Genomic DNA, 19317 nt, shown 5'->3' on the forward strand with positions numbered 1-19317 from the left:
TGGCCCTACACGCCGCCGCCATAAGCGGCTAGTTTGGCCCTATGAATCAGCACGCCAAGCTCAGGATCGGCCATTCGGCCTGTCCGCATGATTGCCCTTCGACCTGCGCGCTCGAGGTCGAGCTGCTCGACAGCAAGCGCATCGGCCGCGTCCATGGCGCCAAGGCCAACACGTATACATCAGGCGTCATCTGCGCCAAGGTCGCCCGCTATGCCGACCGCGTCCATCACCCCGACCGCTTGTTGAAGCCACTGATCCGCGCCGGCGCCAAAGGCGAGGGCGTCTGGAAGGAAGCGAGCTGGGAGGCCGCGCTCGACCTCGTCGCCGAAAAATTCATTGCGGCCGAGGCAAAATACGGCTCGGAGACGGTCTGGCCATATTACTATGCCGGCACGATGGGGCTGGTGCAGCGCGACGGCATCGAGCGGCTGCGCCACGCGAAAAAGTACTCCGGCTTCTTCGGTTCTATCTGCACCAATCTGGCTTGGACCGGCTGGATGATGGGCGCCGGCGCGTTGCGCGGTCCCGACCCGCGCGAGATGGCCAAGTCCGACTGCGTGGTGATCTGGGGCACCAATGCCGTGGTCACCCAGGTCAACGTCATGACCCACGCGATCAAGGCGCGCAAGGAACGCGGCGCCAAAATCGTCGTCATCGACGTCTACGAGAATGCGTCGATGAAGCAGGCCGATCTCGGCCTGGTGCTGAAGCCCGGCACCGACGGCGCGCTGGCCTGCGCGGTGATGCATGTGCTGTTCCGTGACGGCATGGCCGACCGCGCCTATTTGGAAAAATACACCGACGACCCGCACGGTCTGGAAGCGCATCTTCGGACGAGGACGCCGCAATGGGCGGCTGATATTACCGGGCTTTCCCTCGACGAGATCGAGGCCTTCGCCCGTCTCGTCGGCACGACGAAGAAAACTTATTTCCGCCTCGGCTACGGCTTCTCCCGCCAGCGCAACGGCTCGGTCAACATGCATGCCGCAGCATCGATCGCCGCGGTCACCGGCTGCTGGCAATATGAGGGCGGCGGCGCCTTCCATTCCAATTCGGGTATCTTCAAGCTGAACCAGGAACTGCTGGAAGGCACGCGGATGCGCGACCCCGCGATCCGCCATCTCGACCATTCGCGCATCGGCCCGGTGCTGACCGGGGCGGAGGATGCTCTTTATGGCGGCCCGCCGGTGACGGCGCTGCTGATCCAGAACACCAATCCGGTCAATGTCGCTCCGGAGCAGCGGCTGGTGAAGCAGGGCTTTTTACGCGACGACCTGTTTTCCTGCGTGCACGAGCAGTTCATGACCGACACCGCAAAACTCGCCGATGTCGTGCTGCCGGCGACGATGTTCCTCGAGCATGACGATGTCTACAAGGGCGGCGGCAACCAGCACATCACGCTCGGTCCGAAGCTGATCGACCCGCCGGAAGGGCCGCGCACCAACCATTTCGTCATCGAGGAACTCGGCAAGCGGCTCGGTGTTGGCGACAGGCCTGGCTTTGGCATGACCGAGCAGCAGCATATTGACATCATTTTGGGCAAGCGCGGGCTCGGCAGTTTTTCGAGCCTCAAGGAAGAAAAGTGGGTCGATCTGCAGCCGGATTTCGAGGCGGCGCATTTTATTGACGGCTTCGGCCACGCGGACGGAAAATTCCGCTTCCGCGCCGACTGGACCGGGCAGGCGGCGCCCAACCGGCCGCCGAAAAGCATGGGCCTGTTCGGGCCGGTGGCAAACCTGCCGGAATTCCCCGACCACGTCGACCTGATCGAGGTGGCGGATGCGGCGCATCCGTTCCGGCTGACCACCTCGCCGGCGCGCAATTTCCTCAACTCGACTTTTTCGGAGACGCCGGTGTCGAAGGCCAAGGAGGGCCGGCCGGAACTGCTTTTGCATCCGGACGATGCGGCAGCTTATGGGCTGGCCAATGGCGACCGCGTCGAGATCGGCAATGCGCGGGGCGAAGTCGTGCTGCACGCAAGATTGTTCGACGGCATCAGGCGCGGCGTCGTAATCGCAGAAGGTATCTGGCCGAACAGCGCCCACGAGCGCGGCGAGGGCATCAACGTCCTGACCGGCGCCGACGCGCCGGCGCCCTATGGCGGTGCGGCGTTCCACGACAACAAGGTCTGGCTGCGCGCGGCGAAGTGAAGCGTCGGAACGATATATCCATCCGGCCGTTTTTGCGTGGGCGGGTGGAGGTATGGTGATGGCAGAAGCGTTGGCGGCGCCGGACCCCATCGGAAGGACACTTTCGTCCGGTGAACTCGTAACCACGATGTCGCACTTTCATCGCGCCGAGATTCTGCGCATGACGGGGTGGCGCGACCGCCTGGACCGGACGAGCAATTGGGCGATAACGGTCGTCGCGGCAATGTTGTCCATCTCGCTTTCGACGGCCAGCGCGCATCACGGCGTGCTGCTTTTTGCCATGCTGCTTGTCCTGTTGCTGCTGTGGATAGAAGCGCGGCGATATCGCTTCTTCGACGTTTACCGGGCCCGCGTGCGCCAGTTCGAACGGCACTATTTCGCGCAGATATTCTCGCCGCAGCCGGACTTCGCGTCCGATTGGCTGTTGGTCGTCGGCGAAAGTCTGCGCGCTCCAAAATTCCTCATTTCGCAGCGAGCGGCGTTGGCGCGCCGTCTGCGTCGAAACTACATCCACATGCTGCTGATCCTGCTGATGGCCTGGATCCTGAAACTGTCGACTCCCGGTCTTCTAACCGAAGGTGTCCGCATCGGCTTCGTCGGTTCGGTGCGCGAGGCCGTCACCAGCGCCGCCCTTGGGCCTATTCCCGGGTTGGTCATCGTCGTGCTGGTCGCCGCCTTCTATGCCGGTCTGCTGGTCACGGCGTTCCTGACCGCTAGCGACGACGGCGAGCTCTCTTTTGGCGACGTGCACGTCTAGAGCGGCAGCGTAAAACCGGTAGATCTGCGATTTCATCTGCGCAGGAATCGAACCGATCGGTTCGTTTTTGTTGACGCATTGTGCAAGACCAAGTGAATGCAAATGGCCAGGCCACGCGGCAGGGCGTATCGCCTAACGCATTGAGAAGAAAGTCAAAGATTGTGGCGAGGGAAGCCTTTTGGCGGATTGCAAGCACCCGCTTCAGGAGGTGGCCGGAACATCTTTGTGATTGGAAACTGCTGCAGGGCCAACCCACCTCGGGGTGGTCCGAGCGACGCGAAATCCTCCCAAGGCACGCCACGAGACGGACAACAACACTGAAAGTGTGAAAGTATTGGAGTACCTGAAATGACCAAGATTGCTCTCACCGCTGCCGCCATCCTCATTGCCACAGGCAGCGCCTTTGCCGGCAGCGACCACTATGGTTCGGACGGCGTCAACCAGCCGGCAGCGCTTGCTGGCAATGCGCCTGTTGGAAATGTCGACAACACGTTCACGGGTTCGATCGGCAAGCTGCTCCCGACCGAGCACAACGCTGTCAACACCAATGCGACGCCCGAGTCCGGCACGGCCCAGTCGGTCGTGCCTCAATCGGGCCGGGGCAACTGGGGCCGCTAAGCCCTCAAGCTCCGGAACGCAAAGTGCGGCGGGCCTTGGCCCGCCGTTTTGCTTCTGCCTATCAAGTCTCTGCCTACAGCGCCGCGCATCCTTTTCGACGCGCAAAGGACGCTGCAGCACTTGATTTTGCGCATGATCCCTTCGGAACGGAAGGTCAGCGCAGCAAAAAATCAATTCCGATCTTCGGGCCCATGCGCTAGCGCAGATCCTTCGGCCAAACGCAGTGCGTCAGCCGGGCATCGCCGAGGGCCAGCCGTGCCCAGTCACCGTCGAAAACGAAGCGGGCCAGGGCTGCGGTCGGGAATTTTTCTTCAAGCTTTTTGAGTGCCGCGGCGTCCGATCCGGCGCCGGCCAGCCGGCGTGCGAATTCCTCCAGGCCGGGATTATGACCGAGCACCAAGAGGCTGCTCGTTGCCGCATTTGCCTGCCGCACCTTGGCGAGAACGTCTGCCGCGCTGGCCTCGTAGAGCGCCTGAACAAATTTGGCCGGCGTTTTCGCCGGCAGTTCCGCCGAGACCAGCCGCCATGTGTCGCGGCTGCGCAGCGCCGGCGACACCAGCGCCAGGTCCGGCAGCCAGCCATGCCTGGCCAGTTCGCGCCCGGCCAGCGGGGCGGCCTTCACCCCGCGCCCGGAAAGCGGCCGGTCGAAGTCGATAAGGTCAGGATCGTCCCAGCTCGATTTGGCGTGACGCAGAAGAAGGAGTTGCTTCGTTGTCGCCATGCCAGCCTTCTCCTGCTCAGGGCGTGATGCGCGCCAGATGCTCGAGGTCGGTCTCCTCGCGCAGCGGATCGGGCGCCATGACCACGGAGGAGCTGTTGTCGGCATCGTCGGCGAAGTGGGCAAGCACGGTACGGCCGCCCTCCATCCGCGCCTTGCCTTCGGCGACCAGCCCGAGCGCCAGCGGATAAAGCCGGTGCTCGGCCTTCAGCACGCGCGCGGCGAGCATGTCCTCATTGTCGCCGACCATCACCGGCACGGCGGCCTGGGCGATGATCGGGCCGTCATCCATGTCCAGGGTGACGAAATGCACCGTGCACCCATGGATGCGGATGCCCGCGCGGATGGCTCGCGCATGCGTATCCAGCCCCTTGAAGGCCGGCAACAGGGCAGGGTGGATGTTGATCATCCGTCCCAGCCACTTCTCGACGAAGCGCGCGCCGAGGATGCGCATGTAACCGGCCAGCGCCACGATCTCGGCGCCGAACGAGACAAGTGCGGCGTCGATCGCCCCGTCATGCGCTTCCTTGCTGGTATAGTCGGCTCGCGAAATCACCTTGGTGGCGATGCCGCGCGCCGCGGCGATACCGAGACCGGCGGCATTGGCCCGGTCGGAAATGACGCCGACGATCTCGGCCGGATAGTCCAGGTTGCTGGCCGCGGCGATCAGCGCCGTCATGTTGGAGCCGCGTCCCGAAATCAGAACCACGGTGCGTTTGCGCGCGCTCATAGGCCGATCGAGCCCCGATAGATCACGCCGGCGTCGCGGCGCGGCACGATGCGGCCGATCGGCGTCACGCTCTCACCGGCCTCCTGCAGGACGGCCGCGACCTGTGCCGCCTGGCCGGAGGCGACGGCGAGGATCATGCCGACACCGCAGTTAAAAGTGCGCATCATCTCTGCGGGCGCCACGCCGCCGGTCTTCGCCAGCCACGAGAATACCGCCGGCACCTCGATGGCATCGAGATCGAGCTCAGCGGAAAAATCTTTCGGCAGGACGCGCGGGATGTTTTCAGGAAAGCCGCCCCCGGTGATGTGGGCCAGCGCCTTGATGCCATGCGTGTTACGGATCGCCTTGAGGATCGACTTGACGTAGATGCGGGTCGGCTCGAGCAGCGCCTCGGCCAGCGTGGCTTCATCGTTGAAGGGCGCTGGATCGGTCCACGCAAGGCCGCTGGTGGCGACGATGCGGCGGACCAGCGAAAAGCCATTTGAATGCACGCCCGACGAGGCCAGCCCCAACAGCACATCACCCTCGACGAGGTCGTCGGTCGGCAGCAATTGGCCGCGTTCGGCCGCGCCCACGGCAAAGCCGGCGAGGTCGTAGTCGTTGCCGTGATACATGCCGGGCATTTCCGCCGTCTCGCCGCCGATCAGCGCGCACCCGGCCTGCCGGCAGCCCTCGGCGATGCCGCCGACGATCGAAGCACCCTGGTCTGGATCGAGCTTGCCGGTGGCGAAATAGTCGAGGAAGAACAATGGCTCGGCGCCCTGCACGACGATATCGTTGACGCACATGGCGACGAGGTCGATGCCGATCGTGTCGTGCTTGCCCGCATCGATGGCGATCTTCAGCTTGGTGCCGACGCCGTCATTGGCGGCGACCAGCACCGGGTCGGTGAAGCCGGCGGCCTTGAGGTCGAACAGGCCGCCAAAGCCGCCGATCTCGCCATCGGCGCCCGGCCGGCGCGTCGCGCGCACCAGCGGCTTGATCTTCTCGACCATGAGATTGCCGGCATCGATGTCGACACCCGCCTCGGCATAGGTGAGCCCGTTCTTGCGCTTGCTCATTTTCCGGCGCCTGCTCATCGCTGTTTCGTTTGCTTGAGGGCTCTTCGCATGAACGGTTTTGCCCCGCAAGGCAAGCGGCGATGGCGGTGTTCAATTAGACCGGCCGAACCGGGCTCCATACGCTCCAGCAGTAGAAAGAAATGCCCGCCAGCGCAGCGGCGAGGGCACCGACGGTCGCTAAAGACCTGACCTCGTCGCTCGGGAGGACTCCGTAGGAAAAACCGGCGGCGATCAAACTTGCCGCCACACTCCCGACACCTGGGTTTACGGCGACTGACCGCCCGAAAACGAACGCCACGGCGGCAGCCGCTAACCAGAGAGGCCAAGACGCCAGAAGGCCGACGACCAAGGCAAGAACGAAAGTGGTCAAAAGGTCATGCATCGCCGGGTCGCGGTGTGGAGATGCGAAGGCTAAGAGGCTTTCTGTCACTCCGGCCAAATAGCAAAGTGTGACACGCAGGGCGAGTGTAATTCTCTGTGCCATCGTCATTCGCTAGCTTCGTTTTTTCGGTTTGGAGTGGAGCAGGTGAGCGAGGAGAGAGCGTCGCCACTTGCCGTAGCCTCTCATCTCCATCATGTATCATCAAAACAGAAGCGACGGGATATGCGTTTGACCATCCCCAACATGATCACGATCATGCGTTTCGTGCTGGTGCCGGGCGTGGTGCTGGCCATGCTGCAGGCGCGATGGGACTGGGCTTTCGCCGGCTTCCTGATCGCCGGCATTTCCGACGGCGTCGACGGCTTCATCGCCCGCCACTTCAACCAGTTTTCGCAGCTTGGCGCCTATCTCGATCCGATGGCCGACAAATTGCTGCTGGTCTCGGTGTTCGTCGTGCTGGGCTTCATCGGTGAATTGCCGCTGTGGCTGGTCATCACCATGGTGTCGCGCGATGCGCTGATCGTCTGCGCCGTCGTTTTGTCCACCGTCATGGCCCACCCGGTCGAGATGAAGCCGCTGTTCGTGTCGAAAGCCAACACCGCCATCCAGATCGGGCTGGCGGCGGTGGTGCTGGGCGAGCTGGCCCTCGCCATCGACCTCGACCCGCTCAGGCCGGTGCTCATATTGCTGTCCGGGGTCTTGACCGTGGCTTCGGCCGCGGCCTATCTCGTGGCTTGGCTGAGGCATATGAGCGGCTATGGCGAAGGCTCCAAACCGGGCACCTGACCAGGACATCGACGCGGCAGCCGAGGCTGCCGCTGCCGATGCTGCCGCGTCTGGCGTGTTTCGCCGCCAAATCCGCTTCTGGCTGATCAGCGCCGTCATCCTCGCGATCTTCCTCTATGTCTTCAGCGGCATCCTGCTGCCGTTCGTCGCCGGCATGGTGCTCGCCTACTTCCTCGACCCGGTCGCAGACCGGCTGCAGCGGCTCGGCCTGTCCAGGCTGATGGCGACGATTGTCATCCTGTTTGCCTTCATCGTCGTTCTGGTACTGGCCTTCGTCATCCTGATTCCGGTGCTGGCTTCGCAGATGGCCGATTTCGCCAGCAAGCTGCCGGAATACCTGACCCGCCTGCAGACCCTGATCACCAGCTTCGATCCGAGATGGCTGGAAGAGAAGTTCGGCGTCGACGCCAATGGCCTGCGCGAAGGATTGAATTCGCTGCTGACCTCCGGCTTCGGCCTCCTGACCACGGTGTTCACCTCGATCTGGAGCTCCGGCGTGGCGCTGGTATCGGTGGTCAGCCTGTTCGTCGTCACGCCCGTCGTCGCCTTCTACATGCTGCTCGACTGGGACCGCATGGTGGCGATTGTCGACAGCTGGGTACCGCGCGACTATGTCCAGACCGTCAGGGCAATCGCCAACGACATCAATACCGCCACCGCCGGCTTTGTGCGCGGCCAGGGCACGCTGTGCCTGGTATTGGGCGCCATGTACGCCACCGGGCTGACCTTGACCGGCCTGAATTTCGGCATCCTCATCGGCCTGTTCGCCGGGCTGATCTCTTTTATTCCCTATGTCGGCTCGCTGACCGGGTTGGTGCTGGCCGTCGGCGTCGCCTTCGTCCAGTTCTGGCCGGACTGGACCATGGTCGCCGCGGTGGCCGGCGTGTTCTTCGTCGGCCAGTTTATAGAGGGCAACATTTTGCAGCCGAGGCTGGTCGGCAAAAGCGTCGGCCTGCATCCGGTGTGGCTGATGTTTTCGCTGTTTGCCTTCGGCGCGCTGTTCGGCTTCGTCGGCTTGCTAATCGCCGTGCCGGCCTCGGCCGCCGTTGCCGTTCTGGTGCGCTTTGCCATTTCCCGCTATCTCGAGTCGCCGCTCTACAAGGGCCACAATACCGAACCTGTCCCGCCGCTGCCGGCGCGTCGCCGCGGGAGCGGTGGGCCGCGCAGTTGAGCCAGATGCCGGACCACAACAAGATCGACCCGCCTCGCCAGTTGCCGCTCGATCTCGGCCACGGCACGGGCTACTCGCGCGACGAGCTCGTCGTCTCCGGCACCAACCGCCAGGCGGTGGCGCTGGTCGATCGCTGGCCGGACTGGCCGTCGCCGGTGGTCGTGCTCGCCGGTCCGGCGGGCTCTGGAAAAACCCACCTGGCCTCGATCTGGCGCGCCCGCGCCGGCGCAGTGAAGATCGACGCCGGGCGGATCGGCGACTGCATGGCGAGCCTCGGCGCGCGGCCGGCCCTGATCGACGATGTCGATGCCGGTCCGATCGATGAAGAGGGGCTGTTCCATCTGATCAACGCGGTGCGCGGGGCCGGCTCGACCTTGCTCTTGACCGCGCGGCGCTTTCCGTCCGCCTGGGGCGTCAGACTTCCGGACCTCGCTTCGCGGCTGAAGGCGGCGGCGACGGTCGAGATCCATGAGCCCGACGATCACTTGCTGGCCGGCGTCATCACCAAACTGTTCGCCGACCGCCAGGTCGAGGTCGAGCCGCATGTCGTGCAATATCTGGTGCGCCGCATCGAACGCTCGCTGGCAACCGCGATGCGGGTGGTCGAGCGGCTGGATCGCACCGCGCTCGAGCGCAAGACGCCGATCACGAGGGCGCTGGCCGCCGAAACCGTCAGCGCCATGGATGAGGGGCAGGGCGAGTTCGAGATCTGATACGACTGACTCAGGCGGTGTCCCATTTTGGGAAATCAGTGCTGGCATCCATCTTGCAGGGTCAGCCTTGCCGGCTAACCCCGGTCCTGATGCGTATCAAATCAGGTTGTAGGCTCGCCGGGAGATGAGGCGGTTGGGGTTCTCTTCCCGGCGAGCTTGCCTTCAAAGAGGGTCGCCAGTCGCGGATACGGCACTGGCAACCGCGCCCACGGATAGCAGCAATCCCGAGCCGCCTTTGGCCGTTATAATGGACCGTTGAATGGTCTATTTTCATCGTAAATATGGACCAGAGGATGATCCATGGAGGAGGGGCCGATGCAGATATCCGTTACAGACGCGAAGGGACAACTGACCGAATTGGTGCGTCGTGCCGAGGCAGGAGACGAGATCATTCTGACCCGCCACGGTCATGCGGCCGTGCGCCTGGTTCCGGTCAAGGCAGTGCCGGACAGGAAAAGCCGTCGGGCATTGCTGGAGGCGATGCGCGCATCCGCGCCGTCAGGGCGAAGGTCGGGCCATCTGCCGCGCGAAGCCAGGATTTTCTCTACGGCGATGATGGCCTGCCTGAATGATCGTGGTCGATACCTCGGCGCTGATGGCGATCGTTCTTGACGAGCCGGAGGCTGATGTCTGCATCGCGGCGCTCGAGGCCGAAGACGTCATTCTGATTTCCGCCGGCACCGTGGCCGAAGCGCTGATCGTCGCGGCGCGGCGCAATGTCGGCGAAGAGCTGTCCAGCCTGATCGACAGGCTTGGTTTCGAAATTGCGGCAGTGACGCCGGCGTCTGCGCGTTGCATCGCCGAGGCTACGCAAAATGGGGTAAGGGCATTCACCCGGCCGCGCTCAATTTCGGTGACTGCTTCGCCTATGAGGTGGCCAAGGAACATGCCTGCCGCCTGCTTTATGTCGGCGACGGTTTTTCAAGGACCGATATCGAAAGCGCTCTCTAAGGAAGCAAGCAGACGATAGGCGCGATCCTGTTTGCCGGCCATTCGCGTCGTCCGGTCGACCCGGTCGAGACTCGTCACACCGCAACCGCCACCGTTCAGCTTTCGCCGGGCAGGGCCGCTCGTTACACGCCAAAACGCCTGCGGTAATCGCCCGGCACTAGGCCGGTTATCCTGGCGAACACTTTGCGGAAGGAGCCGGGATCGTCATAGCCGACAGCCCAGGCGATCTGGTCGATGGATCGGGTCGTCGCTTCCAGCATCTCACGTGCCTTGCCGACGCGCAGGTGCTGGCAATACTCGGTCGGCTTGAGGCCGGTGGCGTTGCGAAAGCGGCGCAAAAAAGTCCGCTCCTCCAAGGCCGCATGCTCCGCCATGGTGGCAAGCGTCACATCGCGCGCGCCTCTCGCCTGGAGCCAGTGCTGCACCTTGAGGATGGCTTCGTCGCCATGGTTCAGCCTGGCAACAAACGGGCTGTAGAAGCGTTGCTCGCGTCCCGGCGGGTCCACCAGCATGAAACGCGCCGTTTCTATCATGACTGTCGGCCCAAGCACCCGGTCGACGAGTTTCAGGCCGAGATCGGTCCAGGCCATATAGCCGCCGGCGGTGATGATGTCGCCATCGTCGATGACCAGTCTGTCGGCATCGAGCAGGATGTCGGGAAAGCGTATCGCCAGCGCGTCGCGATAGGCCCAATGCGTGGTCGCAACACGACCCGACAGCAGGCCGGTCTCGGCCAGCACGAAGGCGCCGGCGCAGACCGAGCCCAGCGTCGCGCCCGCCGCATGGCGGGCCCTGAGCCAGTCGGCATAAGGCGCGGCCGCCTCGCGCGGGATCGGATCACCCAGCGTCGGAGGCAAGATGACCATGGCAGGTCCATGGCCAGGGCCGGGCTCGCTGTCGAAGGTGGGGATGACCGTTTGGCTCGCCTCTTGCCACTGCCAATGTCTGACGCGAAGCCTCAGCGCATCCGGCGATCGTTCGGAAGCCAGCCGGTTGGCCAGCTGAAAGAGATCGGTGAGGCCCAACACTGCCGCTGCCTGAACGCCGGGATAAACCACAAGCCCGATTTCGACCGGATCACGCGCCGCAATCATCTGTCAGTTTTGCCTTGTTCAATGTCTGTTTTGCCAATCCTCACCATGACTTCGTTGCGATAGCTTTGTCCACAGAAGGAATCAACCTTCCCCCAACCAATTCAGCCACCTGCATCAAGGAGTAAGAGGATGAGCACATTCACCACCGAGGACGGCACCGAGATTTTCTACAAGGATTGGGGCACAGGCCAGCCAATCGTGTTCCATCACGGCTGGCCGCTCAGCGCCGATGACTGGGACAACCAGATGCTGTTCTTCCTCGACAAGGGCTATCGCGTGATCGCGCATGACCGTCGTGGGCACGGCCGCTCGACACAGACGGCGACCGGCAACGAGATGGAGACCTATGCCGCCGATGTCGCGGCTCTGGTCGCTCACCTTGATGTCAAGAACGCCGTCCATATCGGCCACTCGACCGGCGGCGGCGAGGTGGCGCGTTACGTTGCCCGCTACGGTGGCGAAGGACGCGTCGCCAAAGCGGTGCTGATCGGCGCGGTGCCGCCGATCATGCTCAAGACCGACAGCAACCCCGGCGGCCTGCCGATCGAGGTCTTCGACGGCTTCCGTGCCGCTTTGGTCGCCAACCGCGCCCAGTTCTACAGGGATGTGCCGGCTGGCCCGTTCTACGGCTTCAATCGCGAGGGCGCCAAGGTCTCGCAAGGGGCCGTCGACAATTGGTGGCGCCAGGGCATGATGGGCGGAGCCAAGGCCCATTACGACTGCATCGAGGCTTTTTCCGAGACCGACTTTACGGAGGACCTGAAGAAGATCGACGTGCCTGTCCTGATCATGCACGGCGATGACGATCAGATCGTGCCGATTGGCGACTCCGCTCTGCTTGCAGCCGAGCTGGTGAAACACGGCACGCTCAAGGTCTACAAGGGCCTTCCGCACGGCATGTGCACCACCCACCCGGAGATCATCAATCCGGATCTCCTGGCGTTCATCCAAAGCTGACGCTTCGCAGCTTCAGGCGGGCACGCGCGGAAAGCCGGGCTGCCCGTCGGTCGCGGAGTGCTTCGTCGGCCGCAGATGCTGTCCGGCGCAGGTGCACCGCAGCACGGCCGGTAATTTCCGGTGAATGAATGGTCGGAGTGGAGAGATTCGAACTCCCGACCCTCTGGTCCCAAACCAGATGCGCTACCAGGCTGCGCTACACTCCGAGTCCTTGCGGGCTATAGGGTTCCGGGCTTTGGAAGGCAACCCCCGAAACGACAAAAACGGAACGAACGCCATACAGTGGCAGGGAGTGGCACGAAAAGTCCAATCGGCGGCGGTGCTTGGAACATCAATCGCTTCGCCAGCAAGAAAGCTGCTTGAATTGAGCGATCCTCAGCCCGTCACCAACGATACCACCTCAGAATTCTTTAATCTCGTGCTCATCGAAATCCGCGCGACCGACAACCTGGAAAAGGCTTAGCTAGCCAATTGCAACGCCCCTCGGGCGGCCAACAGCTTGTGCTTTTCGAAGATCGCTAGCTTCTGCGGATAAGTAATCCGCACCTTGGCGTTGCACCCGTCACATCTGAAGTGCGCGATCGTTCTTAGCGCAGAGCCCTTCCTTACCGCCGGATGCGAGCAATCCGGACATTCGAATGTGAGCGCAACATCAGACAAGTCTTCGGCTAAGCCCATTTCCATCCCCTTCGCAAGCGCTGTGGCTACATTCTGGCGAGTCTCAATTAGCAATTCAGATGTAGCAATTCGGATGCCAATCCCATTGTGCCAAAGCGAGACGAGAACGATTTGCTTCGGGATTCCCCAAGCGCCTTGGGCGCCCGGCACAACGTGCTCGTCAACGGCTCCCGCTGCTGATTACCGCGGCCCGAGTCCTTGCGGGCTATAGGTTCCGGGCTTGGCCGCGCGACCCTAAAAGACGAAAACGGAACAACGGCAGGGTCTTTTGCCGTGAACCGTCGCGCGGTCACCGTCGGTGGCCCGCCGTGTACGGCTGGCATCGGCCTTGCCGCCGGCGGCATTGCGCAGTAATGACGGGAATACAGCGGCCGTGCCGCTTGCACGTAGCAACGAGGTGTTCATGTCCGCGCGCATTTTCAGCCCAGCCAAAACCGCGATGCAGTCCGGCAAGGCCAAGACCGGCCACTGGGTGCTGGAATTCGATCCCGAGATGCGCAAGAAAATCGATCCGCTGATGGGCTACACCACGTCGGGTGACATGCGGAGCCAGATCAGGCTCACCTTTGACACCCGGGAAGAGGCGGTGGCCTATGCCGAGAAAGAGGGGCTGGCCTTCCGTGTCGAGGAGCCGAAGGAATCCAAGCGCCGTCAGATTTCCTATGCGGAGAATTTCCGCTATGACCGCAGGACGCCCTGGACACATTGACCGGCAAATGCCGGGCGCCCAGCGCATAATTCAGCCGGCCCTTGGCGTCGGCCCAGCGGTCCCGTAGCTCAGCTGGATAGAGCACCGGCCTTCTAAGCCGATGGTCACAGGTTCGAATCCTGTCGGGATCGCCAGCATTTTCAGGGTCCATACCGGACAGATGGGTTACGGTTTATACCGGAGACATGGGTAACCCATTCGGCCCGAAGGGGTTTGTCGAGTGGTTCCAGTCTGCATGTCTCATCGTCGAAGTATCCCAAATCATAGTCCATGAAGCTGGTCAGCCAGATTCGGTCCTCGACCTGTTCGGTGCCGACGGTCTGACCGGCAAAGACGAGGCTGAGATTGACCTTCTTGCGGTCGAAACAGATGCGCCCGCATGTGGTGACGGTGACGGCCTTGTCGTGGAGCCGATGCTCTTGATCGCTCGGTCAGTTCCGATTGCGTCACGTCTAAAGGCTCGGGCAGCGGCGCTCTGAATTCACGATGATGCACGTTCATGCAACCACCGCCATGTCTTCGCGTTTAACCGCCTTCAATGCTGGGGAGTGGCAAAAATGACGGCGTTCATCCCGATTACAATCTACCTGAATCACAGGCCGATGGTGGTCGCGTCGATAGCCGACGCTGCGAAAGCGCTTCAGCAACCATGGCCATTCATGGACAAGCCGTGCCGACTTGAAGCAATCCGAATGATCGAGGAATGCCTGGCCGGACATTGCAGTCATCAAGCTGCGTTCGCCGCTTTCGAGGCGGCTGCAACTGAACAGGGACTGCTTAAGCAGAAGCCTCCAAGCGAAGGCCTCAAGAAATTCGACGGGGTTGCTGAAGATTTGATGTGAGGTCGTCCTCGCCCGCTCGCAGATCTTGAGGGCGCATCTCGCGTCTGCGATTCTGCAACGGGGTGCGGTTTTTTTGTGTATAATAGTGCTGCACGAACAAAATCTCTGGGCGAAGGGGGTTTGTCATGCCGCTTCGTGGAAGAGCAGAGGATTCGGGTGTTTTCAACCCGTCAGAGCTGGCGCTACTTGGCCGCGTGTTCGATCGTTTGAAGATTGACGGCCAATCGGAACAACAGCGCGAGTCGCTCGCGTCCCGAATTATTGCCAATTACATGGCGGGAGTGGTGGACGAGGAAGAACTTCTGTCGGCTTCGAAACAGGCTCTGGGGCGGTAGGCCCGGGTAAAGCAAGCTAACCGAGTTGACGCTCCCAACCGCCGGTTGGTAGACGAGACGCAGCCGGCGCGCGTAGGATTTTCTACGATCCGGGCACACCCACCCCCGCCCACCCTGTGCCTGGTGAACGACTGATCTCCCGCCGTGCCGAAAGGTGCGGCGGGCTTTTTGACTCCCGTATGGAACACCCGGCTCGGGGAGGGCGTTCGGCTTCTGCCGCATCTCCTGTGAACTCCGTGGCGAGGAAGGGCTGCTTCACGCCTCGGTGCTGGGCTCCGGCGATGAGGACGTCGCGCTCGCATGGACCACCCGCCAAAGCGAGGAATGGCGGGTGGTCCCTTATCAACGCAGGAAGGGACTTAGCTGCGCGGATCTCAAGTCGGCCGGCCCCTAGCTAACGATGATCCCTATTGCCAGGAACGCGATGGAGACGGCGAAGACCGGAGCGAGTAACCAGCGGGCTTGGTGGACGCTATTCTCCATGGACTCCTCCCGTGAACTCACAGCGAGCAACTACTGCGAGCAGCGGCAGTTCCGGGTGGCGCGATGTCCGGGCTATTACGCGAAAACAGGCGAGACTTAGGTCCCGTCTGGATCAGACCGAAGCCCAACCAGGGAACGTTTGCGGCTGCCTGAGGTTGGTGAGCCTGGCGCCAAGACGATGCCGTTCAGCGCACAGAGTTCACATGAGGAGGCACTTATGAGAATGCATCTTTCCACTGCAGCCGCGGGATTTCTACTGCTGGCAGGTATCGGCGCTGCTGCTGCTCAGGACGTAATCATCGAGCCTGAACAGGAAACCGTCATCAGAGAATATGTGAAGAAGCAGCCGCTCGCGTCGGTGAAAATCCCTGGAGTGGAGCTCAATATCGGCTCAACCCTGCCCGAGACGGTCGAGCTTCATGAAGTTCCCGACACCAAATACAGGTACGTGGTGGTCGACAACCGGACCGTTGTCGTCGACCCGGGCACGCGTAAGATCATCAAAGTTATCGAATGACCTAAGCGACTGAAAGCAGCCCGCCGTGCCGAAAGGTGCGGCGGGAAGTCAAGCGACGAGGAATGTGATCACCATGTCGAACCGTGAAATTGGAGCGTCCCAGGCGTTGCGATTGCGCGTGGCCGACCTCAATGAGAGGATGCGCGGCGCCCGAATTACCGAAAGTGAACTGAAGACCTTTCGAAAGGTCGCAGCCGTCATGGAGGACGGCAAGGGCAGAATCGATGCCGACGATTTAATTGCCGCATCCTTTGTCGTGGAGACGCTGGACTAACCAAGCTGCCTCAAAACTCTCCAGAATGCGAAGTGCTGCAATGTCCCTCACTCCCAGCCTATTCTCTGTTGGCCTGACTTTCCAATGCCCGCAGTGCAACTTCACCGTTATCAAGAATGGCAGCTGGTTTCAGGTCGTTTCCCATTACAGGTGCGACGGATGCGGACGCGAGATCCGGATTACCTATCCCGACAAGATTGCGATTTTCCAGAAGCACGCGCACTTGGCCACGCCGCCCCGGGAGCACGGTAGAGACGTGTGAGCTCGAATTGCCGGGGTATGGCGCGAGCGTCATGGTGACCTTAGATAAACCAGGTCGCTACCAGCCCTAAAGAGGCGGAAAAGATTGCGATCGTAGTAGCCCATCCCAGAGCGTTGGTTGTGCGGCTGTTGACCTTGTCTCCCATGATCCGCGGGTTGTTCGTCATTAGCATGACAAGCAGAAGCAGTGGCGGCGTGGAAAATCCTGCACGATGCCGGACCAGACGAACGCCTTCATTGGGTTGAAACCCAGGAAATTCAGGCCGACAGCAATCAGCGTGAAGGCGCCGATCGCGATATAGAACTTTGGCGCCTCACGCGGCTTGGCATGAAGATTGTGCTTCCATCCAACAGCCTGCGCCAGATCGTATGCCGCACCTGTCGTCATGACCGGAACGGCAAGGAACCGACCCCGATCACGCCGGCAGCGAACAGTACGCCAGCGGCTGCACCAGCGAGCGGCTTGAGAGCTTCGGCTGCTTGAGCGGCGGTCTCTACGTCGTGCTCGCCGGCTTCATAGAGCGTAGACCCTGTCGACAGGATGATGAAGTACATGATGAGGTTGGAAAAAATCATGCCGATCAGGATATCGCGGCGGGAGCGGCGCAGTTCACCGTCCGTGGCACCCTTGCGCTCCTTCAGCGTCGTTCTCCCCTCGGCAATCTCTTCCTCCACCTCCTCATTCGACTGCCAGGTGTAGAGGTACGCTGAAAGGGTGGTGCCGATGATGGCCACCAGAATGGACAGGAACTCGCGGCTGAACTCGATCTTCGGAACAAGGGTGCCCCACAGCACGGCGGCCGCATCCGGCTTTGCCATGATGGCTGAGCCGACATAGGCAAGCAGGGCCAGTGCGAGCCAGCGGTTTCGTATGAGCGTGTAAGAGCCCCAAAGCTGCAGAGCAAAGATCACGGCTGCGACTACGATCACAATGAGGGGATCGGAACAGGAAGGAAGATGTTGATCGATGCAGCCATGCCGCCGAGATCGGCGGCTGCTTCGATCGTGTTGCCGATCAGCACGCCCACAAGAACAGCCCAGAGCAGCCACCGTGGGTAGAAGTCCTTGATCGCATGAGAGAGGCCGCGGCCCGAAACCTGTCCGAGCTTCGACGATAGATACACGACGGTGTACATCATCGGCAGCGTTACAGGAGCGGTCCAAAGCAGGTCTGGGCCAAAGCGCGCGCCGGCACTCGCATAGGTACCGATGGCCGAGCAGTCGTCGTCAGCAGCGCCGGTGATAAGGCCGAGTCCAAGTGCTCGTCCTATGCCGTCTTTCTTGTGAAGTGGCGTTAGGATCGCGCTGCATCATCGCGGCCACGCCGCGCTAAGAGCGTAATGCGCAAGCACGACCGAAACGTCGAGGGCAATTATCCAATAAATGTACTGCAGCACGGGAGTGGATCTCATTCCGGCAAACCTCTACCGCCGTTCCAACTCGGCAATCCGCTTGTTCCAGCGTCAGTCGGGTGTTCAGCGATCGCCTTGCCATGCCGAAGGCGCGTTCTGCGCTTTGCTGGTCGGCCGGCCCAAAGGTGGGAACAGTCTCCATCCTCGCCATGATCGAGCCACGATTTCAATGAGCTTGGGCTTCTTCTAAGCCTTCATCTTTGACGGAAGCATACCCCAACGTTTTACGAGAAACTCTGCTGGTGTGATTGTCTGGATGAGTTGGCCGATGGTGCGCCAGTCTCTTCGATGGTTCGACGCTGTACGTGTCGCATCAATGTTTGATATTGCCAAGGCTTGCCCGATCCGATTGAGCTCAGGTGAGTATGGCGGCAGGAATCACAGCCTGCGCCGGCTACCCTTATGGCGGGGCAGGGCGGATCTGAACGGGGCTTTCCCACGAATGACATTGATGGGTGCGGCGGCACTGCTGATCCTGATCCTGACCTATGCCGGCGTTGCCATCGGCAGGATCCCCGGCTTGCGCCTTGACCGGGCAGGCATTGCGCTGCTCGGCGGTGCGGCGATGATCGCCATCGGCGCGCTCAGCCTGGAGGACGCCTACCGGGCGATCAATTTCGACACCATCAGGCTGCTGCTCGGCATGATGATCGTCGTCGCGCATCTGAAAGTCTCGGGCGCCTTTCGCGCACTCGGCGCTGTTGCCATCGAGCATGCGCATGCGCCCTTTATGCTGCTGGTGATGGTGACGCTGCTGACCGGTGTCCTGTCAGCGTTCCTGGTGAACGACGCGATCTGCCTGGTCATGGCGCCGATCGTCGTCCACGTCACCCGGGTCATCAACCGCAACCCGATTCCCTACCTGATCGCCACCGCTACGGCGTCGAATTGCGGCAGCGTCGCCACCATCACCGGAAACCCGCAGAACATGGTCATCGGCGCGCTGTCGGGGGTTTCCTATCCGGCCTTCTCGGCGGCCCTGGCGCCGGTCGCGCTGTTTGGCCTCGTCGCCGTCGTCGTCATCGTGCGCATCGTCTATCGCGCCGAATTTGCGGGCAAGACCGAGCTCAGCCCCGAGGTCTATCGCGGCCGCATGCTGCCGGGACAGGTGCTCAAGGCCGTGGTCGTCTGCATCGGACTGGCAATCGCCTTCTTTGCCGGCGTGCCGGTTGCCAAGGCCGCGCTCATCGGCGGCGCCATTCTTCTCGTGACCCGCGCGATCAAGCCGGCGCGCATCTACGGCGAGATCGACGGGCCGCTGCTGTTCATGTTCGCCGGCCTGTTCATCGTCGTCGCCGGCGCCGAGAAGACGCTGCTCAGCCCCGACATCGTCGCCTCGGCAAAAAACCTCGGGCTGGACGACGTCTGGCGGCTGTCCGGCTTCACTGCAGTGCTGTCCAATATCATGAGCAACGTTCCGGCCGTGCTGGCGCTGCGGCCGTTCATACCCGGCCTGGAAAACCCCGAGCGAGCCTGGCTGGTCGTCGCCATGAGCTCGACGCTTGCAGGCAATTTCACGCTGCTCGGTTCGGTTGCCAATCTGATTGTCGCAGAGCAGGCGCGAGCCGCCGGAAAGACGCTGTCTTTCGGAGCGTTTTTCAAGGTCGGACTGCCGCTGACGCTGGTCACGCTTCTTGCCGGGACGGCGTGGCTGGCGCTTGGGTTTTAGCCCGCCGGCGCAGCAGGCAAGGGCGGTTTCAAGTGCAAGCAAGCCTGAT

22 protein-coding genes, 2 tRNA genes and 2 pseudogenes are annotated in these 19317 nt (G+C 62.1%); 18 read left to right on the forward strand and 8 right to left on the reverse strand.

Annotated elements, in window-relative coordinates:
- The first annotated feature begins 41 nt into the window (after nt 1–41).
- The 3 genes from EN807_RS20540 (at nt 42) to EN807_RS20550 (ending at nt 3525) form a co-directional block, all read left to right on the forward strand.
- Nucleotides 42–2150 (forward strand): molybdopterin oxidoreductase family protein, encoded by a 2109-nt coding sequence (locus tag EN807_RS20540; RefSeq protein ID WP_135936434.1) that lies wholly within the window; start codon nt 42–44, stop codon nt 2148–2150.
- Between the two features lie 58 nt (nt 2151–2208).
- A complete protein-coding gene (locus EN807_RS20545) occupies nt 2209–2907 on the forward strand; it encodes a DUF2270 domain-containing protein (protein WP_135936435.1) in 699 nt (232 codons plus the stop codon).
- A 348-nt stretch (nt 2908–3255) separates the two neighbouring features.
- Nucleotides 3256–3525: a DUF680 domain-containing protein gene (locus tag EN807_RS20550; RefSeq protein WP_135936436.1), complete on the forward strand. Its 270-nt coding sequence runs from the start codon at nt 3256–3258 to the stop codon at nt 3523–3525.
- Nucleotides 3526–3721: 196 nt separating this feature from the next.
- On the opposite strand, the gene EN807_RS20555 is transcribed toward EN807_RS20550, so the two are convergent.
- From EN807_RS20555 to purM, 3 genes are read right to left on the reverse strand one after another with little or no spacing between them, the layout of a single operon-like run.
- Nucleotides 3722–4246: a histidine phosphatase family protein gene (locus tag EN807_RS20555; protein WP_135936437.1), complete on the reverse strand. Its 525-nt coding sequence runs from the start codon at nt 4244–4246 to the stop codon at nt 3722–3724.
- A 16-nt stretch (nt 4247–4262) separates the two neighbouring features.
- Nucleotides 4263–4973 carry a phosphoribosylglycinamide formyltransferase gene (gene purN / locus EN807_RS20560; RefSeq protein ID WP_065008972.1) on the reverse strand — a complete coding sequence of 237 codons (711 nt, stop codon included), beginning with the start codon at nt 4971–4973 and terminating at the stop codon, nt 4263–4265.
- Nucleotides 4970–6034 carry a phosphoribosylformylglycinamidine cyclo-ligase gene (gene purM, locus EN807_RS20565; RefSeq protein WP_245477593.1) on the reverse strand — a complete coding sequence of 355 codons (1065 nt, stop codon included), beginning with the start codon at nt 6032–6034 and terminating at the stop codon, nt 4970–4972. The genes purN and purM overlap by 4 nt, the downstream gene beginning before the upstream one ends.
- 610 nt (nt 6035–6644) lie before the next feature.
- Here purM and EN807_RS20570 point away from each other — a divergent pair.
- The 5 genes and pseudogenes from EN807_RS20570 to EN807_RS20590 all read left to right on the forward strand — a co-directional run bounded on the left by EN807_RS20570 (nt 6645) and on the right by EN807_RS20590 (nt 10037).
- On the forward strand, nt 6645–7202 hold the full coding sequence (locus tag EN807_RS20570) for a CDP-alcohol phosphatidyltransferase family protein (RefSeq protein WP_065009012.1): 558 nt from the start codon (nt 6645–6647) through the stop codon (nt 7200–7202).
- On the forward strand, nt 7174–8373 hold the full coding sequence (locus tag EN807_RS20575) for an AI-2E family transporter (RefSeq protein WP_135936438.1): 1200 nt from the start codon (nt 7174–7176) through the stop codon (nt 8371–8373). The genes EN807_RS20570 and EN807_RS20575 overlap by 29 nt, the downstream gene beginning before the upstream one ends.
- A 5-nt stretch (nt 8374–8378) precedes the next feature.
- Nucleotides 8379–9086, forward strand: a complete 708-nt coding sequence (hdaA, locus tag EN807_RS20580; protein WP_135936439.1) for a DnaA regulatory inactivator HdaA — start codon at nt 8379–8381, stop codon at nt 9084–9086.
- Between the two features lie 315 nt (nt 9087–9401).
- Nucleotides 9402–9658, forward strand: a pseudogene (locus EN807_RS20585) (type II toxin-antitoxin system prevent-host-death family antitoxin).
- Nucleotides 9655–10037, forward strand: a pseudogene (locus EN807_RS20590) (type II toxin-antitoxin system VapC family toxin). The pseudogenes EN807_RS20585 and EN807_RS20590 overlap by 4 nt, the downstream one beginning before the upstream one ends.
- Nucleotides 10038–10159: 122 nt before the next feature.
- Here the strand turns inward: EN807_RS20590 and EN807_RS20595 are convergent.
- The gene (locus EN807_RS20595; protein WP_135936440.1) at nt 10160–11131 is read right to left on the reverse strand and encodes a GlxA family transcriptional regulator; all 972 of its coding nucleotides are present in this window, start codon (nt 11129–11131) and stop codon (nt 10160–10162) included.
- Nucleotides 11132–11260: 129 nt separating this feature from the next.
- Between EN807_RS20595 and EN807_RS20600 the strand changes: the two genes are divergently transcribed.
- Entirely contained in the window at nt 11261–12088 is an 828-nt protein-coding gene (locus tag EN807_RS20600; protein WP_135936441.1) for an alpha/beta hydrolase, read from the forward strand.
- Between the two features lie 129 nt (nt 12089–12217).
- On the opposite strand, the gene EN807_RS20605 is transcribed toward EN807_RS20600, so the two are convergent.
- Nucleotides 12218–12294, reverse strand: a tRNA-Pro gene (locus EN807_RS20605).
- A gap of 29 nt (nt 12295–12323) precedes the next feature.
- On the opposite strand from EN807_RS20605, the gene EN807_RS20610 reads away from it, so the two are divergent.
- From EN807_RS20610 to EN807_RS20650, 8 genes are all read left to right on the forward strand, one after another.
- The gene (locus tag EN807_RS20610) at nt 12324–12551 is read left to right on the forward strand and encodes a hypothetical protein (protein WP_135936442.1); all 228 of its coding nucleotides are present in this window, start codon (nt 12324–12326) and stop codon (nt 12549–12551) included.
- A gap of 618 nt (nt 12552–13169) precedes the next feature.
- Nucleotides 13170–13475 (forward strand): ETC complex I subunit, encoded by a 306-nt coding sequence (locus tag EN807_RS20620; protein ID WP_127320127.1) that lies wholly within the window; start codon nt 13170–13172, stop codon nt 13473–13475.
- A 57-nt stretch (nt 13476–13532) separates the two neighbouring features.
- A tRNA-Arg gene (locus EN807_RS20625) sits at nt 13533–13609 on the forward strand.
- Nucleotides 13610–13660: 51 nt separating this feature from the next.
- The gene (locus EN807_RS35620; RefSeq protein WP_189522518.1) at nt 13661–13954 is read left to right on the forward strand and encodes a hypothetical protein; all 294 of its coding nucleotides are present in this window, start codon (nt 13661–13663) and stop codon (nt 13952–13954) included.
- A 78-nt stretch (nt 13955–14032) separates the two neighbouring features.
- Nucleotides 14033–14317, forward strand: a complete 285-nt coding sequence (locus tag EN807_RS20635) for a DUF982 domain-containing protein (RefSeq protein ID WP_127320125.1) — start codon at nt 14033–14035, stop codon at nt 14315–14317.
- A 125-nt stretch (nt 14318–14442) separates the two neighbouring features.
- The gene (locus EN807_RS20640) at nt 14443–14652 is read left to right on the forward strand and encodes a hypothetical protein (protein WP_029354275.1); all 210 of its coding nucleotides are present in this window, start codon (nt 14443–14445) and stop codon (nt 14650–14652) included.
- Nucleotides 14653–15352: 700 nt separating this feature from the next.
- Nucleotides 15353–15652, forward strand: coding sequence for a DUF1236 domain-containing protein (locus EN807_RS20645; RefSeq protein ID WP_127317189.1), 300 nt, complete (start codon nt 15353–15355; stop codon nt 15650–15652).
- A gap of 73 nt (nt 15653–15725) precedes the next feature.
- A complete protein-coding gene (locus EN807_RS20650) occupies nt 15726–15926 on the forward strand; it encodes a hypothetical protein (RefSeq protein WP_135936443.1) in 201 nt (66 codons plus the stop codon).
- Nucleotides 15927–16353: 427 nt separating this feature from the next.
- On the opposite strand, the gene EN807_RS36695 is transcribed toward EN807_RS20650, so the two are convergent.
- Genes EN807_RS36695 through EN807_RS37680 form a run of 3 tightly spaced genes read right to left on the reverse strand, consistent with a single transcriptional unit; the run spans nt 16354 to nt 17488 of the window.
- Nucleotides 16354–16575, reverse strand: a complete 222-nt coding sequence (locus tag EN807_RS36695; RefSeq protein ID WP_246684231.1) for a hypothetical protein — start codon at nt 16573–16575, stop codon at nt 16354–16356.
- Nucleotides 16572–17099 (reverse strand): divalent metal cation transporter, encoded by a 528-nt coding sequence (locus tag EN807_RS36700; protein WP_348640249.1) that lies wholly within the window; start codon nt 17097–17099, stop codon nt 16572–16574. The genes EN807_RS36695 and EN807_RS36700 overlap by 4 nt, the downstream gene beginning before the upstream one ends.
- Nucleotides 17100–17113: 14 nt before the next feature.
- Nucleotides 17114–17488 carry a divalent metal cation transporter gene (locus EN807_RS37680; RefSeq protein ID WP_348640253.1) on the reverse strand — a complete coding sequence of 125 codons (375 nt, stop codon included), beginning with the start codon at nt 17486–17488 and terminating at the stop codon, nt 17114–17116.
- A 553-nt stretch (nt 17489–18041) separates the two neighbouring features.
- Here EN807_RS37680 and EN807_RS20665 point away from each other — a divergent pair.
- Nucleotides 18042–19268, forward strand: coding sequence for an anion transporter (locus EN807_RS20665; protein ID WP_135936445.1), 1227 nt, complete (start codon nt 18042–18044; stop codon nt 19266–19268).
- Nucleotides 19269–19317: the final 49 nt, after the last annotated feature.

Origin of the sequence: Mesorhizobium sp. M5C.F.Ca.ET.164.01.1.1 (assembly GCF_004792125.1) — a bacterium.
GTDB classification, from domain to species: Bacteria; Pseudomonadota; Alphaproteobacteria; order Rhizobiales; family Rhizobiaceae; genus Mesorhizobium; species Mesorhizobium wenxiniae.

What these genes read in the sequence shown, in the direction of transcription:
- EN807_RS20540 (WP_135936434.1), top strand. Translation starts at nt 42, where the DNA reads ATGAATCAGCACGCCAAGCTCAGGATCGGCCATTCGGCCTGTCCGCAT.
- EN807_RS20545 (WP_135936435.1), top strand. Translation starts at nt 2,209, where the DNA reads ATGGCAGAAGCGTTGGCGGCGCCGGACCCCATCGGAAGGACACTTTCG.
- EN807_RS20550 (WP_135936436.1), top strand. Translation starts at nt 3,256, where the DNA reads ATGACCAAGATTGCTCTCACCGCTGCCGCCATCCTCATTGCCACAGGC.
- EN807_RS20555 (WP_135936437.1), bottom strand. Translation starts at nt 4,246, where the DNA reads ATGGCGACAACGAAGCAACTCCTTCTTCTGCGTCACGCCAAATCGAGC.
- purN (WP_065008972.1), bottom strand. Translation starts at nt 4,973, where the DNA reads ATGAGCGCGCGCAAACGCACCGTGGTTCTGATTTCGGGACGCGGCTCC.
- purM (WP_245477593.1), bottom strand. Translation starts at nt 6,034, where the DNA reads ATGAGCAAGCGCAAGAACGGGCTCACCTATGCCGAGGCGGGTGTCGAC.
- EN807_RS20575 (WP_135936438.1), top strand. Translation starts at nt 7,174, where the DNA reads ATGGCGAAGGCTCCAAACCGGGCACCTGACCAGGACATCGACGCGGCA.
- hdaA (WP_135936439.1), top strand. Translation starts at nt 8,379, where the DNA reads ATGCCGGACCACAACAAGATCGACCCGCCTCGCCAGTTGCCGCTCGAT.
- EN807_RS20595 (WP_135936440.1), bottom strand. Translation starts at nt 11,131, where the DNA reads ATGATTGCGGCGCGTGATCCGGTCGAAATCGGGCTTGTGGTTTATCCC.
- EN807_RS20600 (WP_135936441.1), top strand. Translation starts at nt 11,261, where the DNA reads ATGAGCACATTCACCACCGAGGACGGCACCGAGATTTTCTACAAGGAT.
- EN807_RS20620 (WP_127320127.1), top strand. Translation starts at nt 13,170, where the DNA reads ATGTCCGCGCGCATTTTCAGCCCAGCCAAAACCGCGATGCAGTCCGGC.
- EN807_RS35620 (WP_189522518.1), top strand. Translation starts at nt 13,661, where the DNA reads ATGGGTAACCCATTCGGCCCGAAGGGGTTTGTCGAGTGGTTCCAGTCT.
- EN807_RS20635 (WP_127320125.1), top strand. Translation starts at nt 14,033, where the DNA reads ATGACGGCGTTCATCCCGATTACAATCTACCTGAATCACAGGCCGATG.
- EN807_RS20640 (WP_029354275.1), top strand. Translation starts at nt 14,443, where the DNA reads ATGCCGCTTCGTGGAAGAGCAGAGGATTCGGGTGTTTTCAACCCGTCA.
- EN807_RS20645 (WP_127317189.1), top strand. Translation starts at nt 15,353, where the DNA reads ATGAGAATGCATCTTTCCACTGCAGCCGCGGGATTTCTACTGCTGGCA.
- EN807_RS20650 (WP_135936443.1), top strand. Translation starts at nt 15,726, where the DNA reads ATGTCGAACCGTGAAATTGGAGCGTCCCAGGCGTTGCGATTGCGCGTG.
- EN807_RS36695 (WP_246684231.1), bottom strand. Translation starts at nt 16,575, where the DNA reads ATGACGACAGGTGCGGCATACGATCTGGCGCAGGCTGTTGGATGGAAG.
- EN807_RS20665 (WP_135936445.1), top strand. Translation starts at nt 18,042, where the DNA reads ATGACATTGATGGGTGCGGCGGCACTGCTGATCCTGATCCTGACCTAT.